Origin of the sequence: Streptomyces stoeckheimensis (assembly GCF_045822005.1) — a bacterium.
GTDB lineage: Bacteria > Actinomycetota > Actinomycetes > Streptomycetales > Streptomycetaceae > Streptomyces > Streptomyces stoeckheimensis.
The window spans coordinates 2686035-2700540 of sequence record NZ_CP169550.1; the positions used below are offsets into that span (position 1 = coordinate 2686035).

Sequence of the window (14506 nt, forward strand, 5' to 3'; positions counted from 1 at the left end):
TTTTCGCAGGTCAGCCGGTGCCGACGAACAGCGCCAGCAGCAGCCAGACCACCGGGGCCGTCGGAAGCAGGGAGTCCAGCCGGTCCATGATGCCGCCGTGGCCCGGCAGCAGGGTGCCCATGTCCTTGATCCCGAGATCCCGCTTGATCATGGATTCCCCGAGGTCGCCGAGCGTGGCGCTGACCGCGACGGCGAGGCCGAGCACCAGGCCCTGCCACCAGACGCCCCCGTCGATCAGGAACTCCATGCACAGCGCGCCGGCCGCCATCGCGAAGGCCACCGCTCCGAAGAGCCCCTCGCGGGTCTTTCCGGGGCTGATGCGCGGGGCGAGCTTGGTCTTGCCGAAGCGCCAGCCGACCGCGTAGGCCCCGGTGTCGCTGACCACCGTCAGGAGCAGGAAGGTGATCACCCGCTGCGGCCCGTCGTCGGCGGTGAGCAGCATCGCGACGAAGGTGGCCAGGAACGGCACGTAGAACGCCGCGAAGGCACCCGCCGTGACGTCCTTGAGGTAGTCCTCGGGCGGCTCGGTCATCCTCCAGACGAGGACGGCCAGCACCGTCAGCGCCATGGCCACCCAGGCACCCTCGGCACCGCGGACGTATCCGGCGATGACCATGGCCGCGCCGCCGATGGCGAGCGGGACCAGCGGGGCCTTGATGCCCTTCTTCTCCTGGAGCCGGGAGGTGAGCTCCCACAGGCCGACGACGACCGCCACGACGACGACGCCGACGAAGACGGCCTTGACGATGAGCAGCGAGGCGAAGATCACCGCGCCGAGGCCCACTCCGACCCCTATGGCGGCACGCAGGTCCCGCCCGGCCCGCTTCTTCTGAGGCGGGGGCGAGGCGTCCTGCGGTGCCGGCGAAGGCGGGGGGCTGGGCATGGGCTCCTGCGGCGGCGTCTCGGCGCGGAAGAGGGAGCCGCCGTCAGCGGCGGCCCCCCGATCGCGTGCTTCCCGGTCGTCGAAGTCACGGCCGGCGGCATCGGGCACGATGGGCATGGGCCGAGTGTGCGGGCCCACCAGCGCATCGTAGGCGGGACCCGCCGGAACCGGCTCCGGCTGCCAGGAAGTGTCGTTCATCAGACTTCGAGGAGCTCGGCTTCCTTGTGCTTCAGGAGCTCGTCCACCTGCGCGACGTACTTCGCGGTGGTGTCGTCGAGCTCCTTCTCGGCGCGGCGCACCTCGTCCTCGCCGGCTTCCTTGTCCTTGACCAGCTTGTCGAGGGCGTCCTTCGCCTTGCGGCGAATGGCGCGGATCGACACCTTGGAGTCCTCGGCCTTGGTGCGCGCGACCTTGATGTACTCCTTGCGGCGGTCCTGCGTCAGCTCGGGGAAGGTCACCCGGATGATGCTGCCGTCGTTGCTGGGGTTGACGCCCAGGTCGGAGTCGCGGATGGCCGTCTCGATGTTGCGCAGGGCGCTCTTGTCGAACGGGGTCACGATCGCCATGCGCGGCTCGGGGACCGAGAAGGAGGCGAGCTGGTTGATGGGCGTGATGGCGCCGTAGTACTCCGCCACGATCTTGTTGAACATCGCCGGGTGCGCACGACCGGTGCGAATCGCGGCGAAGTCTTCCTTGGCGACGACGACGGCCTTTTCCATCTTCTCCTCGGCCTCGAGGAGGATCTCTTCGGTCACCACGTGCTCCTGCATGTCAGAAATGGATGGTTCAGGCGGACGGGGCCTGCTCAGGCCCGGGTGCCCTGGTCGCTCACGAGCGTGCCGATCTTCTCACCCTTGACGGCTCGCGCGATATTGCCCTCGGCGAGCAGCTCGAAGACCAGGATCGGCAGCTTGTTGTCGCGGCACAGCGTGATGGCGGTGGCATCGGCGACCTTGAGGTCGCGCGACAGCACCTCGCTGTACTCCAGCGCGTCGAACTTCACCGCGTCCGGGTTCTTCTTGGGGTCGGAGTCGTAGACCCCGTCGACGCCGTTCTTGCCCATGAGAAGGGCTTCCGCGTCGATTTCCAGGGCTCGCTGGGCGGCCGTGGTGTCGGTGGAGAAGTAGGGCATGCCCATGCCGGCGCCGAAGATGACGACGCGGCCCTTCTCCAGGTGCCGAACGGCACGGAGCGGGATGTACGGCTCGGCGACCTGGCCCATGGTGATGGCCGTCTGGACGCGGGAGTCGATGCCTTCCTTCTCCAGGAAGTCCTGGAGGGCAAGGCAGTTCATGACCGTACCGAGCATGCCCATGTAGTCGGACCGGGCCCGGTCCATGCCGCGCTGCTGGAGTTCGGCGCCGCGGAAGAAGTTGCCGCCGCCGATCACCACGGCGATCTCCGCGCCGTCGCGGACCACCGCGGCGATCTCGCGGGCGATGGCGTGGACTACGTCGGGGTCGACGCCCAGTCCTCCGCCACCGGAGAAGGCCTCGCCCGACAGCTTCAGCATGAAGCGGCGGCCCTTCTTGTCCTGGTCGCTCTTGTCGTCGGAAGCGGTGTGGGTGTCCACGCCCTGATTCATGGAGATCTCCTCGTGCACATACGAAGAAGGCCATTGCCGGTGGGTCCTCGCGGTTCCCTCTACGGCAATGGCCTCCTCGTCAGATCTGCGGTCGCCCTGCGCGAACGCGGGCGACTGCTTCAGACCCTACCGGGGTCCGGTGTCCGTCGCGTACGGACGGACTCAGATGCCGACCTTGATGCGCGAGAAGCGCACCAGGGTGACACCGGCCTCGTCCAGAACCTTCTGGACCGACTTCTTGTTGTCCAGGGCGTAGTCCTGGCCGAGCAGCGTGTTGTCGCGGAAGAAGCCGTTGACACGACCCTCGACGATCTTCGGCAGCGCGGCTTCGGGCTTGCCCTCGGCGCGGGTGACCTCTTCGGCCACGCGACGCTCGGACTCGACCACGTCGGCCGGCACGTCTTCCTTGGAGAGCCACTTCGGCGCGAACGCGGCGATGTGCTGCGCGACGCCGCGGGCGACCTCGGCGTTCTCCTTGTCCAGCTCGACGAGGACGCCGATCTGGAACGGCAGGTCGGGCATGGTGCGGTGCATGTACGCCGAGACGTAACCGCCGGTGAACTGCGCGAAGCGGTCCAGGACGATCTTCTCGCCGAGGTTGGCGTTGGCCTCGTCCACGAACGCCTGCACGGTCTTGCCGGGCTCGATCTCGGACGCCAGCAGCGCCTCGACGTCGGCCGGGGAGGTCGCGGCGATGTGGGCGGCCAGCTGGTTGGTGACGGCCTGGAACTTCTCGCCCTTGGCGACGAAGTCCGTCTCGCACTTCAGCTCGACGATGACACCGGAGGTGTTGTCGTCGGAGATGATCGAGGCAACGGCACCGTTCTCGGCAGAACGGCCTTCGCGCTTGGCGACGCCCTTCTGACCCTTGATGCGGAGGGCCTCGATGGCCTTGTCGACGTCACCGTCGGACTCGACCAGCGCGTTCTTGCAGTCCATCATGCCGACGCCGGTGAGCTCGCGGAGCTTCTTGACGTCAGCGGCGGTGTAGTTCGCCATGAGTCTGGGATTCTCTCTCGAAGTCGTAGATCTACGGGTGAACGGCGGAGGAGACGCGCTCGTGGCGCGGCTCCCCCGCCGTCATCGTCCGTGCTGCGAGTGCCCGGCGCATGAACGCCGGGCGCTCTCAGTGGGTCAGGCCTGCTCGGCGTCGGCGGCCGGAGCCTCGACGACGGCCTCGGCGGCGACCTCGGCCTCGGCGGCCGGAGCGGCCTCAGCCTCGACGGCGGGGGCGTCGACAACAGCCTCGGCGGCCGGAGCGGCCTCGGCGTCGTCGGCCTTCTTCTCACCCTCGAGCAGGTCGCGCTCCCACTCGGCGAGCGGCTCGGCGGCGGCCTTCTCGCCCGGCTTCGAGTCGCCAGTGGCGGCACCGGAACGGGCGATGAGGCCCTCGGCGACGGCGTCGGCGATCACGCGGGTGAGCAGGGTGACGGAGCGGATCGCGTCGTCGTTGCCCGGGATCTTGTAGTCGACCTCGTCGGGGTCGCAGTTGGTGTCGAGGATCGCGACGACCGGGATGTGGAGCTTGCGCGCCTCACCGACGGCGATGTGCTCCTTCTTGGTGTCGACGATCCAGACGGCGCTGGGGACCTTCGACATCTCGCGGATACCACCGAGGGTCTTCTCCAGCTTGATCTTCTCGCGAGAGAGGACCAGGAGCTCCTTCTTGGTGAGACCCGAGGCGGCGACGTCCTCGAAGTCGATCGCCTCAAGCTCCTTCAGACGCTGAAGGCGCTTGTAGACGGTGGAGAAGTTGGTGAGCATGCCACCCAGCCACCGCTGGTTGACGTACGGCATACCAACGCGCGTCGCCTGCTCGGCGATGGCCTCCTGGGCCTGCTTCTTGGTACCGACGAACATGATGGAACCGCCGTGGGCGACGGTCTCCTTCACGAACTCGTAGGCGCGGTCGATGTACGACAGCGACTGCAGCAGGTCGATGATGTAGATGCCGTTGCGCTCCGTGAAGATGAAACGCTTCATCTTCGGGTTCCAACGGCGGGTCTGGTGACCGAAGTGGACGCCGCTTTCCAGCAGCTCCCGCATCGTTACGACGGCCATGGCCATCTCCTTGTTTTCTCGGTTTGGTTCCTGACGCCCCTGTCGCGCCCTGCCCCCGTAGAGGGGACCGAGAGACGCTGTCACCTGGCCCTGAGGGGCCGGTGCTGGGGCGTGCGAAGTCGACCCGGTGACCCGGATCGCCACAAGAAGTGTACGGGACCCGGTGGTATGCCGGATGACGCGGTTGTCCACAGCCGCCCGCCCGTCCACAGGCCCGGGCGGGACCGGCCCCGGGAGCGGAACCCTGGCCCCCATGACAAAGCTGCTGCTCACCCTGCTGCTGCCCCTGAGCCTCACCCTGGGCCTCGCCTCGGCCCCGCCTCCGGCCGCACCGATGCCGCCGCGCGCTCCGGCGGGCGGGCGCCCGCTCCCGTCCCCCCTGACGGTGGTCCGCTGGTGGGACCCGCCCCCGACCCCGTACGCGGCGGGCCACCGCGGGGTGGACCTGGCGGCCCCGGTGGGCGCGGAGCTACGCGCGGTGGGCCCGGGCCGGGTCCACTACGCCGGTCAGGTCGCGGGCCGCGGGGTCCTCTCCCTGACCCTCCCGAACGGCCTGCGCACGACCTACGAACCGGTCCGCCCCCTGGTGGCGGAGGGCGCCGAGGTCACGGCGGGCCAGGTGGTGGCCGTCCTCACGGACGGCCACCACTGCTCCCGCCCCTGCCTCCACTGGGGCCTCCTCCACACGACCACCTACCTCAACCCCCTGACCCTCCTCCCCCGCCCAACCCCCCGCCTGCTGCCCCTGCTCAGCCATGCACCGCCCGAGGACCGGGCACAGCCAATCCAGCCGTCCGGCGCTCGAGGACCGGGCCCTGCTTCTCAGCCGTCCGGCGCTCGAGGACCGATCCCTGCTTCTCAGCCGTCCGGCGTTTGAGGACCGGGGTCTGGGGCGGAGCCCCAGGGGGTCCGGGCGCAGCCCGGTACCCCCTCAGCCCGTCCGGCGTTTGAGGACCGGGGTCCGGGCAGCGCCCGGGGAACGGTGGAAGGGCGGGTCGGGGACAGCCCCGCAGGGCAGCCGGCCACCCGCACCGGGCCGCGCCCGACGCAAAACCGGGGCCGGGGCCGGGGGCCGGGGCCGGCCCCGGGGCCGCATCGGGGCCGGGGCCGGTCAGCCCCCGACGCCCCGCAGGGCCATGGCCACCGCCGCGTCCGTGACCACGACGGGATCTTCCCCCGCGCCCGCCTCGATCCGCCGGACGGCAGCATCCACCACACCCTGGAGCAGCATCGCCGCAAGCCTCGGCTCCGCCTGCCCCAGCGCGCCCAACGCCTCCACGATCATCGCGATCAGACTCCCGTGCGCCGCACGGATCTTCTCCCGCGCCCCGGCGTCCAGCTCGCTCGCCGAGATCGCCACGACCGCCCGGTGCCTCTTGTCACCCACCAGCCCCAGCTGGCTGCGCACGTACGCCTCGATCTTCGCCTCCGGCGCCTCCGCCTCGGACATCGCGGCCTCGATCTCGGCCGCCCACACGGGGAAGTCCACCGCGCACAGCTCTTCTACGACGGCCGCGCGGGACCGGAAGTACTCGTACACGGAGGACCGGGCGAGACCGGTCCTCTCGGCGAGGGCGGGGAAGGTCAGCGCTTCCGTCCCCCCTTCGGACAGCAGGGAACGCGCGGCGTCCAACAGGGCGCCGCGCTGCATCGACCGGTGCTCGGCCACGGAGGCCGCTCGAATCCTGGGCACGCATCCACTCTACGGACGTACCGCAAGGCCGTCGCACGCTCTCGGCCCCGCTCGCGACGCCACCCGCGACCCCGCCCTCGCGCGCCGGCACCCCCGCCCCCGGCTCAGCGCCCGACGTCCGCCAGCTTCGCCCGCAGCTGCAGGACCGACTTGGTGTGGATCTGGCTGACGCGGCTCTCGGTGACCCCGAGGACGTTGCCGATCTCGGCGAGGGTGAGGCCCTCGTAGTAGTAGAGGGTCACCACCGTCTTCTCCCGCTCGGGCAGCGTGTTGATGGCCCGCGCCAGCAGCCGCCGCAACTCCCGGTCCTCCGCGACCTCCACCGGGTTGTCCGCGGCGGTGTCCTCCAGGGTGTCCATCAGGGAGAGACGGTCCCCCTCCCCGCCCACGTGCAGCAGCTCTTCGAGGGCGACCACGTTGGCGAGCGACAACTGGCTGAAAACGGCGTGGAGATCCTCCACCCCGATGCCCATCTCCCCGGCGACCTCGTGCTCGGTCGGGGTACGCCGCAGCTGGGCCTCCAGCGTGGCGTAGGCCCGCTCCACGGCGCGCGCCTTCTGCCGCACCGAGCGCGGGATCCAGTCCAGCGCCCGCAACTCGTCGATCATCGCGCCGCGGATGCGGGTGATCGCGTACGTCTCGAACTTGATGGACCGTTCGATGTCGAACTTCTCGATGGCGTCGATCAGCCCGAAGACTCCGGAGGAGACGAAATCGGCCTGTTCCACATTGGGCGGCAGGCCGACGCTGACCCGGCCCGCCACGTACTTCACGAGGGGCGAGTAGTGCAGGATCAGCTGCTCCCGCAGCCGCTCGTCACCCGAGTCCTTGTACGAGCGCCACAGCACCTCCAGCGACGAGGGCGCGGTGGACCGCTCGCTGCCGCGCGCAGCGGGGGGCACCGCAGCGCGGTCGGACCCTGAGGTGTGCTGGGGCATGCTTCGCCTTTGCCGGAGCCGGATTCCTTGGGAGCGTAGCGTGACGGAAGTGTCGCGGTGCGCGAAGAGTACGGGATCGCGCGGGCCCGCAAGGGCGCCCCGACTCGCGCGGGCGACCCGGGACCGGCGCCTGGCGCACGGTCCCGGCGGGTGCCACCGGGAGGACCGCGTCTCTCATCGGCTTCACTCTTTCACCGGAACGCCCCAGGTCAACGACCGCCTCGCCGGGGAACTCCGCCGTATGCGCCTCCTCTCGGCCGCTTCGAGGTCAACTGCCAGCCGTCGCCCTGCCGTTCGACGAACCCCAGAGAGTGAAGTTCGTACAGTCTGCCGATGACTTCATCGGTGCCGGTGCCCGCCGCGAGGGCCAGTTCCCCCAAGTCGGCCGGGCGCCCCGCCGGCAGGGCTTCGAGCACCCTGACCGCGTCGGGACCCAGCAGGTCACGGGCGATCACGGGGCCCCGCCGCTCGGGGGCCAGCTCCCCCATCCCCCCGACCAGCTCGACGACCTCCGCCGCGTCCGTGACCAGCGCGGCCTCGCCGCGCAGCAGTTCGTGCACACCGGCCGAGAGCCCGCTGGTGGCCGGGCCCGGGATGCCCATGGTGATCCTCCCCAGCGCCTGGGCCCGCCGGGCGGTGACCAGCGATCCGCTGCGGTGGGCCGCCTCCACGACGACCGTCCCCCGGGTCAGGGCTGCGATGACGCGGTTGCGCAGGACGAACCGGCTCGGCGTGGGGTGGCTGCCCGGCGGCAGTTCTCCGAGGAGCAGCCCCTGGGAGGCGATCCGGCCGAGCAGTCCGGCGTGCCCGCGCGGGTAGGGCACGTCCACCCCGCAGGCCAGCACGGCGACTGTGGCTCCGCCGGCGGCGAGAGCGCCGCGGTGGGCGGCGCCGTCGATCCCGTAGGCGGCACCCGAGACCACCACCCAGCCTCGCTCGGCGAGTTCACCGGCCAGGCTCTGGGCCATGTGTGCCCCGTACGGGGTGCACGCGCGGGCCCCGACCACCGCCACGGAGCGCAGGGCCCAGGCCCGCAGGCTCGGCCTGCCCCGCACCCACAGCCCGACGGGCCGGGCGTCGCCGAGGTCGTCCAGCTGGCTCGGCCACTCCGCCGACCCGGGGCAGACGAACCGGCCCCCGGTCTCGGCGGCGAGCGCCAGGTCCCGCCGGGGATCGGCCGCCGCGGCCCGGCGGCGGTATCCGGCGAGCCGCTCGGCGCCTACCCCGCTCAGCACCCCGGGCTCCGGTTCGGGGCCGGTCAGCAGCCGTATCAGCCCGACGGCCCCGTACGCCCGCAGCCAGCGCCCGCCGTGCTCCTCCCCGGGCTCCAGGACCCGGGTGAGCGCGGCCCGTGCGAGCACCTCGTCGCCGGGCTCGGCCCGCGGCTCCGGGCCGGCTGCCGGTGGCGCCTGTACGGGTCCCCGTCCGGGTGCCCGGCCCGCTCCCGGGGCCGACGCCGCGGCGGTCATGAGGCGGCGTCCAGGTGCGCCGTGGCTCCGCGGGCGATTCCGGTGCGCAGTTCGAGGGCGACCGCCACGTCCAGGGCGTCGGGGCGGTCCCGGCTCCTCAGGTCGGCCACCGTCCAGGCGACCCGGAGCACCCGGTCGAGCCCCCGCGCGGTCAACAGCCCGCGCTCCAGGTCCCGCTCTGCCTGGGCCAGTGCTCCGGGGGCGGCCGGCCAGCGCGTCCGCAGCTCGTGGCCCGGGACCTCCGCGTTGAGCCGCCAGGGCGTGCCGTCGAGCCGGGCCGCCGCCCGGTCGCGGGCCTCGCGGACCCGGTCGGCGACCACCGCCGTGGCTTCGCCGCGGCCGCCCCGTCCCAGCAGATCGGAGCGGGTGACCGGCTCGACCTCGACGCGCAGGTCCACCCGGTCCAGCAGCGGCCCCGACAGCCGGGCCTGGTAGCGGCGGACGACCGAGGCCGGGCAGTCGCAGCCGGTCCCGTGCAGGGTGTGCCGCCCGCAGGGGCAGGGGTTGGCGGCCAGCACCATCAGGAACCGGGCCGGCAGGCGTACCACCCCGGCCGCCCGGGCGATGACCACGTGCCCCGCTTCGAGGGGCTGCCTCAGGGCGTCCAGGGCCTTGGTGCTGAACTCCGCGGCTTCGTCGGATTTAGCGACCACCGATGTGTCCGGGTGGGCTCTGAGCTGCGGGAATACGTCACGGATGAGTCCGTGACGTGCTGGGATAGTTGAGGAAGACGGCCAAGGGTGCCGGAACACTGAATGCCCGGCGTGACGATCCGGCCCCGGAGACTGGCCGGGGCCGGGCAGCGCGTCTATCGCTACTTGATGTCGATGTCGGCCACGTTGTAGAGGTGAATCCCCACCTTGGAGAAGTACGCGCTCGCGATGATCACGTGCGGGCCCTTTCGGTCTGCGGGCAAGTCAACGGTGTGCGTCACCGCTTCGCCATCGACCTCTGGGTTGTGCTCGACCCGTGCGAACCCCTTTGCGATCCCCTTGATGTCGAAGGCGCTGCGGGTGAGGGGCTGGGCCGGGTCGTAGCCCGCGTGGGTGATGTAGTAGCAAAACACCGTCTCCTCCGGTTCCCTCTCGATCACCCACTTCATGGTGAGGGGCTTGCCGGCCTCAACGGAAGTGCGGACCCACCTGTCCGTGCCGTACTCGTCGAGGGCCTTAAATTGCGGGTGGCCGACGCTGGCGAGGGCACCGCCGGTTTCCTCGTCCTGGATAAGGAAGTCAATGGGCCCCGTGAGCATCTGAATGTCCATGCTGGACGGCGTCCAACCAAGGTCGTGATAGCCGCCATGTGCGAAGAAGGCGCGGCTTCGCGGCTTCGTCAGGTATCCGGTCAACTGGCTCATGCTGGTCCTCCACTGAGTTGTGCTGCCGTGCGTCGTTCGCCGTGGACCCTAGCCAAGCGGGCACCTTGGGAGCGGATGCGAAGCGCCCTAGGCTCAATTCCGCTGGTCAGGTTGGCGTGAAGGCGCCTCAACGCTGGCGGTCGAGAGGGGGAAGTGCCTGCTCCAGGACTTGGGCTTCGAGGGCGGCGATGCGCTTGTCGGAGAATCGGAGGTTGGAGCGTGCGCCTTCGAGTCGTTCCTGGAGTTTGCGATGTTCTTGGGTCAGTTGCTGGACTCGGTGCTTGAGGGTGGTGTTCTCGCTGATCAGGTGCTGGACCGATTCGCCGGGGACCATCTGGTCGAAGTCGCGGATCTGTCCCATGAGCTCGCCGATCCGTTGCCGCTGGACCAGGACCTCTTTCTGGGTGCGGGTGAGTTCTGCTTCGGCGTTCAGGGCCCGCTCGCGCCAGGTTGCTTCGATGCGTTCGTGTTCGGCCTGGCCGGCGGCAGCATGTCGGCTGCGGCTGTCGGTGACGGCGTTTTGGACGAGTGCGCGAGCGTCCTTGTTCTCGTAGAGGAACGTGGAGGACACGTCGGCGCGTTCAGCGATCGCGCGGATGGTCAGGCGGCCGCGGTCGCGGCGGAGCTGGCCGATGGCGGTGGTGACGCGGTCCAGTTTCTCTTTGGTCTGGGTGCGGCGGGCGGCGATGGCGGCCGCGGTGTTCGAGGGCCTCATTCGGCCTGTTCCTCGTCTTGATGGCGGGCGAGTTCCTGTGCTCGGAACGCTGTGGCCCAGACCCGGCCGAAGTAGTCCTGGGGCCGGCGGAGGTCCAGCTCGAGGGCCTCGTCGAGGAGACCGACGGCGGCCAGGGCCTTCTCCAGGCCGCTGATCGCGAGGGCGGTGGGCTCGAAGAGGTCGTGGAGGTAGTCCGCGGTCTTCGGGTCGGGTGCCCCTTCGGCGATCATGCGCCATTGCTCTCGTTTGCGGTGCCAGTAGACGAGGTCGGCGCCGGAGAGGACGAACTTGTCGCAGTTGTGGCAGTCCATGTTCCAGGGGCAGGCGTTGCCGTCGACGACGGGCTGGAAGGTGCAGAAGCCGCCCTCGGCCGGGGTGGACCGGCGGGTGAGGTCGATGGCCAGGGCCTCGGCCTGTTCGCGGGTCATGGGTTCGCCAGAGGACAGGAGGAGACCTGGCTCGGCGGCGCCGGGTCCGGCGACCCAGAGTGTGTTGAGGGCCTCGTTCAGTCTGGGGTCGGTGTTGGCGATGTGGGCGTAGTGCTCGGCCATGGCCTCGGAGACCTGCCCGAGGTAGCGCTTGACGTGGGAGAGGTTCGCGCCGGCCTTGAGGAGTTTGGTGGCCAGAGTGTGGCGAGCCTGGTGAGGGACCCCTTGGATGTCGAGTTCGTCGACCCAGGCGGAAAAGCCGCTCTGGAAGAAGCCGTAGCTGACGCTCCGCAGGGCGGCGCGGTTGGTCGAGCGCCGGGGAAAGAGCGCGATAAGGGTTCGCTCTTCCGGGGTGGGCTTGCGGCCGAACCGTTCGACGAACCGGTCGACGGTCTTGGCCTGGCGGACCTCGAGGCGGTCGACGAGCCGTTCGGGGATGCGGATTCCCTCGTCGAGATTCCCGACTTTGGTCTGGTCGTGCCAGAGCACGGGCAGGCCGTTGATCCGCCCGAGGCACTCGAGCCGGAGTTTGATGACCTCGTTCGCGCGGCGGCCGGTGAAGACCAGGGCCTCCCAGATGTCCCGCAGGCCGCGGTCCTCGGCGTCGTGCTGGTCGAGGAGTTTGAGGTTGTCGTCGGTGGCGAGTGCCCGGGCGACCTCGTCGGAGAACGGCTGGCGCCGGCCGCCGCGCGATGTTCCGCCGTTCGGAACGGCGGTGACGAAGCGGCGGTCGAGGCCGACTGTGGTGGTGAGGCCCTCGTCCATGCCGAACCTGAGCAGTCGCCGGACGCCTGTGAAGTTCCGGGCGACCGCGTCCGGGGTCACGCGGGGCTGTGTGCGGCCGCGGCCTCCGGGGTCGGTGTGCAGGCCGAGGGGCTCCAGTCCGTTGCGGCCCCGATGGCGCTGGTCGGCGATGAAGTCCAGCATGTGCTGTTCGGTCAGCCGGCGGGGGTCGTTGCCGCCCGCCGGCGCTTGCGCGTTCAGGTAGGCGCTGAGTTCGGTGCAGGCCCGGCGGATGGCCTTGAAGGTGGTCTGGGAACGGGGCGGTTTGTTCCGCATCAGGTTGTCGTAGAAGTCCCAGAGGATGTCCCGTAGCCAGGTCTGGGAGATGCCGGTCAGGTCGAAGTGACTGCTGCAGTTGGGGAAGATCACGCCGTAGTGGGCGGTCTCGAAGAACCCGGACTGTTTGGTGTCCTGGCGGGTGAAGTAGACGAGTCGCAGTTCGCCGAGCATCGCCTTGACGATCTTCTGGTGGTGGTCCGTGAGGCCGTCGAGGTCGAGATCGGTGAGGGAACTCGCATCGTGGTCCCGGCAGTACTGGGCGATGCTCTGGATGAATCGCAGCGGCCAGTAGGCGCCTTCGATCACGGTCTGGGAATGGTGGGACAAGATCCACTGGAGCTCTGCCTTCACCAGCGGCCGCAGGCCGAGCAGGGAGAGGGTGCCTGTCATCCGGACGATGGCCGGAGCGGTTCGGCACCACTGGTTGAACGCTGCCTCGTTGCCGTAGGTGATGGGTCCGTGGCCGTTCGGGCCGGAACGCAGGGAGCCGTGCCGGCGGTCGGGGACCTGGGCGTCACCCGGCCGGCCCTGGCGGTTGTAGAGGGTGCTGTGCCGGGAACACAGGCGGAGCGGGTGGGGGTCGGCGAGTTCGCTGCAGGCCAGCACCCGGCACTTGCCCATGCCGGGCAGCGATCTCTGGCGGGGCAGCCAGTTCTCGAGCTGCGGTTGCAGCCCCTTTTTGCGTTCGTAGCGTTCCCAGCCGGTCCACCGTTTCGCGTGGACGGTGCAGAACCCCATGTGGCCGACGGCCGGCAGGTCCGGGCAGATCAGGCAGGGTCGGGGGTCGGACCAGCTGCGGGTCTGGAGCGGTTCCGCGATGTCGAGGAACGAGGTGTAGGTGGAGCCGTCCGCGCGGTGGGCTGCCCACTGGTCCTGGTGGCTGTGGCAGAGGTCCCAGTTGCCTTCCTTGCTCCGCTGGCAGTCCTCGACCTTGCATCGCCATCCGTAGGCGGGGTGGTCCGCGGGGATCTGGAGCACGTCCCCGCGGAAGACGGGGTCGAAGGTGGGGCCGGCGATGAGCGCGTGGAGGACTTCCAGGCGGTCGCTGACCGTGCGGGTGGCCGCGTGCTGGTTGACCAGCAGCGAGAGGACTGCGTGGGTGGTGGTCCTCATTCGGTGTCCCCCCAGACCGCGGTCAGGGCAGCGGAGAACTCTGGGGAGTGCAGGTCTGGGTGGCCGTAGACCTCGTCGACCATGGCGGCGGATGCCCAGTTGCCGACGGTCTTGGCCACGAGCGGGTCGCCTTTCGCTGCTGCCAGGACCTTGGACGTGGTCGTGTGCCGGAACGCGTGCGGCTTGATCCGGCCGGGGAGCTCGGCCCGCCGTCCCGCCCGCCGCAGCATTCCGCGGGCCGCGTCCGCGGTCCACGGTTCGCCGATGGCCGGGCCGGCCAGCTGGATGAGGAGCATGCCGTGGCCCGTGGCGTGCTTCGCGTACTCGGTGGTCATGTACTTGAAGTAGGAGCTGACCATGGCCGGGCTCGCCCGGTAGATCTCACCGCCGCAGATCACGCCGTCGGTCATGCGCCAGTCTTCCTTCCGCTTTGCCCTGGCCCGGTTGGGGTTGTCGTTGCGGTGGCAGACGTGGACGTGCGGGCTTTTGCACTCGCCGCAGGCCGCGTCCTCCCGCAGGTGCAGGTCGACCAGGTGGAAGCCGGTCAGGCCGCCGATCCGCAAGGTCGAGTCGGAGAGCCAGGTCACGACCATCGCGTCGCGGGCCGTGTTCACCGAGGCCAGCAGCTCGGGCCGGGCCCCGTCGGGCAGCATCTTCGGATGCCGGCGCCCCGGGCCCTTCCCCGGTGCCAGCGGATTCGACGGCATAGAGGTCTTCACGTGCCCCAGGAAGGCCCTCCGGCGGTCCGCCGTGGTGGGCAGTCGTGTGACGTCCAGAGCCTCGCGCAGGGCCTGGTTGACGCCTCGCTTCACGCATTGGTGCAGGTAGAAGTTCTTCAGGACCGTCGCCGAGATCGACAGGGCAGAGGTGCCGTACGGACGCTTCGGGGGCAACCGCCACGGCTGCCCGTACGGCATCGGCACCTGTGCACCCACCGCCCCCTGGTACCGCTGGAGGTCCTGGAGCGTGATCGTCTCCGTGGTCAGACTCTCGCGGAGGCGCCACCGCAGGTGATCGACGAGGTAGTACGCGTACGGCTCCTGGGAACCCGAGCCCTCGTAGAGACGCAGGTAACTCTCGGCCTCCTCGTCGGGCGTGTAGTCCGGCCAGAGAATCGAGAACGACCAGATGCCGTCAGCCCGTCTGATCTTCTGAACACGCAGGTCCTCCAGCACCAGATTGCTTCTCACCATGGCTTCCCT

General features: G+C 70.0%; 13 protein-coding genes and 1 pseudogene. 1 reads left to right on the forward strand and 13 read right to left on the reverse strand.

Annotated features, from left to right (window positions below; all coding sequences use genetic code 11):
• Positions 1-10 precede the first annotated feature (10 nt).
• The 5 genes from ACE1OC_RS12005 to rpsB form a co-directional block, all read right to left on the reverse strand.
• Complete coding sequence (locus ACE1OC_RS12005) at positions 11-1081, reverse strand: phosphatidate cytidylyltransferase (protein ID WP_407837022.1); 1071 nt, start codon at positions 1079-1081, stop codon at positions 11-13.
• Positions 1081-1638, reverse strand: coding sequence for a ribosome recycling factor (gene frr / locus ACE1OC_RS12010; RefSeq protein ID WP_112453867.1), 558 nt, complete (start codon positions 1636-1638; stop codon positions 1081-1083). Before frr ends, ACE1OC_RS12005 begins: the two co-directional genes overlap by 1 nt.
• Positions 1639-1688: 50 nt before the next feature.
• Positions 1689-2468 carry a UMP kinase gene (gene pyrH / locus ACE1OC_RS12015; RefSeq protein WP_250743872.1) on the reverse strand — a complete coding sequence of 260 codons (780 nt, stop codon included), beginning with the start codon at positions 2466-2468 and terminating at the stop codon, positions 1689-1691.
• A 162-nt stretch (positions 2469-2630) separates the two neighbouring features.
• Positions 2631-3467 carry a translation elongation factor Ts gene (tsf, locus tag ACE1OC_RS12020; protein ID WP_407837023.1) on the reverse strand — a complete coding sequence of 279 codons (837 nt, stop codon included), beginning with the start codon at positions 3465-3467 and terminating at the stop codon, positions 2631-2633.
• Between the two features lie 135 nt (positions 3468-3602).
• Positions 3603-4529: a 30S ribosomal protein S2 gene (rpsB, locus tag ACE1OC_RS12025; RefSeq protein ID WP_407837024.1), complete on the reverse strand. Its 927-nt coding sequence runs from the start codon at positions 4527-4529 to the stop codon at positions 3603-3605.
• A 253-nt stretch (positions 4530-4782) separates the two neighbouring features.
• Between rpsB and ACE1OC_RS12030 the strand changes: the two genes are divergently transcribed.
• The gene (locus ACE1OC_RS12030; protein WP_407837025.1) at positions 4783-5406 is read left to right on the forward strand and encodes a M23 family metallopeptidase; all 624 of its coding nucleotides are present in this window, start codon (positions 4783-4785) and stop codon (positions 5404-5406) included.
• Between the two features lie 234 nt (positions 5407-5640).
• Here the strand turns inward: ACE1OC_RS12030 and ACE1OC_RS12035 are convergent, their stop codons facing one another.
• The 8 genes and pseudogenes from ACE1OC_RS12035 to ACE1OC_RS12070 form a co-directional block, all read right to left on the reverse strand.
• The gene (locus ACE1OC_RS12035) at positions 5641-6198 is read right to left on the reverse strand and encodes a TetR/AcrR family transcriptional regulator (protein WP_250743946.1); all 558 of its coding nucleotides are present in this window, start codon (positions 6196-6198) and stop codon (positions 5641-5643) included.
• A gap of 128 nt (positions 6199-6326) precedes the next feature.
• Entirely contained in the window at positions 6327-7160 is an 834-nt protein-coding gene (whiG, locus tag ACE1OC_RS12040; RefSeq protein ID WP_250743879.1) for an RNA polymerase sigma factor WhiG, read from the reverse strand.
• 209 nt (positions 7161-7369) lie between these two features.
• Positions 7370-8629, reverse strand: a complete 1260-nt coding sequence (gene dprA, locus ACE1OC_RS12045; protein ID WP_407837026.1) for a DNA-processing protein DprA — start codon at positions 8627-8629, stop codon at positions 7370-7372.
• Positions 8626-9267: pseudogene (locus tag ACE1OC_RS12050) on the reverse strand (ATP-binding protein); the annotation flags it as partial. The gene dprA and the pseudogene ACE1OC_RS12050, both read right to left, overlap by 4 nt.
• 176 nt (positions 9268-9443) lie before the next feature.
• Positions 9444-9986: a lytic polysaccharide monooxygenase gene (locus ACE1OC_RS12055; protein WP_407837027.1), complete on the reverse strand. Its 543-nt coding sequence runs from the start codon at positions 9984-9986 to the stop codon at positions 9444-9446.
• Positions 9987-10113: 127 nt separating this feature from the next.
• On the reverse strand, positions 10114-10701 hold the full coding sequence (locus tag ACE1OC_RS12060) for a DUF6262 family protein (RefSeq protein WP_407837028.1): 588 nt from the start codon (positions 10699-10701) through the stop codon (positions 10114-10116).
• The gene (locus ACE1OC_RS12065; RefSeq protein WP_407837029.1) at positions 10698-13304 is read right to left on the reverse strand and encodes a tyrosine-type recombinase/integrase; all 2607 of its coding nucleotides are present in this window, start codon (positions 13302-13304) and stop codon (positions 10698-10700) included. The genes ACE1OC_RS12060 and ACE1OC_RS12065 overlap by 4 nt, the downstream gene beginning before the upstream one ends.
• Entirely contained in the window at positions 13301-14497 is a 1197-nt protein-coding gene (locus ACE1OC_RS12070; RefSeq protein WP_407837030.1) for a tyrosine-type recombinase/integrase, read from the reverse strand. The genes ACE1OC_RS12065 and ACE1OC_RS12070 overlap by 4 nt, the downstream gene beginning before the upstream one ends.
• Positions 14498-14506 lie beyond the last annotated feature (9 nt).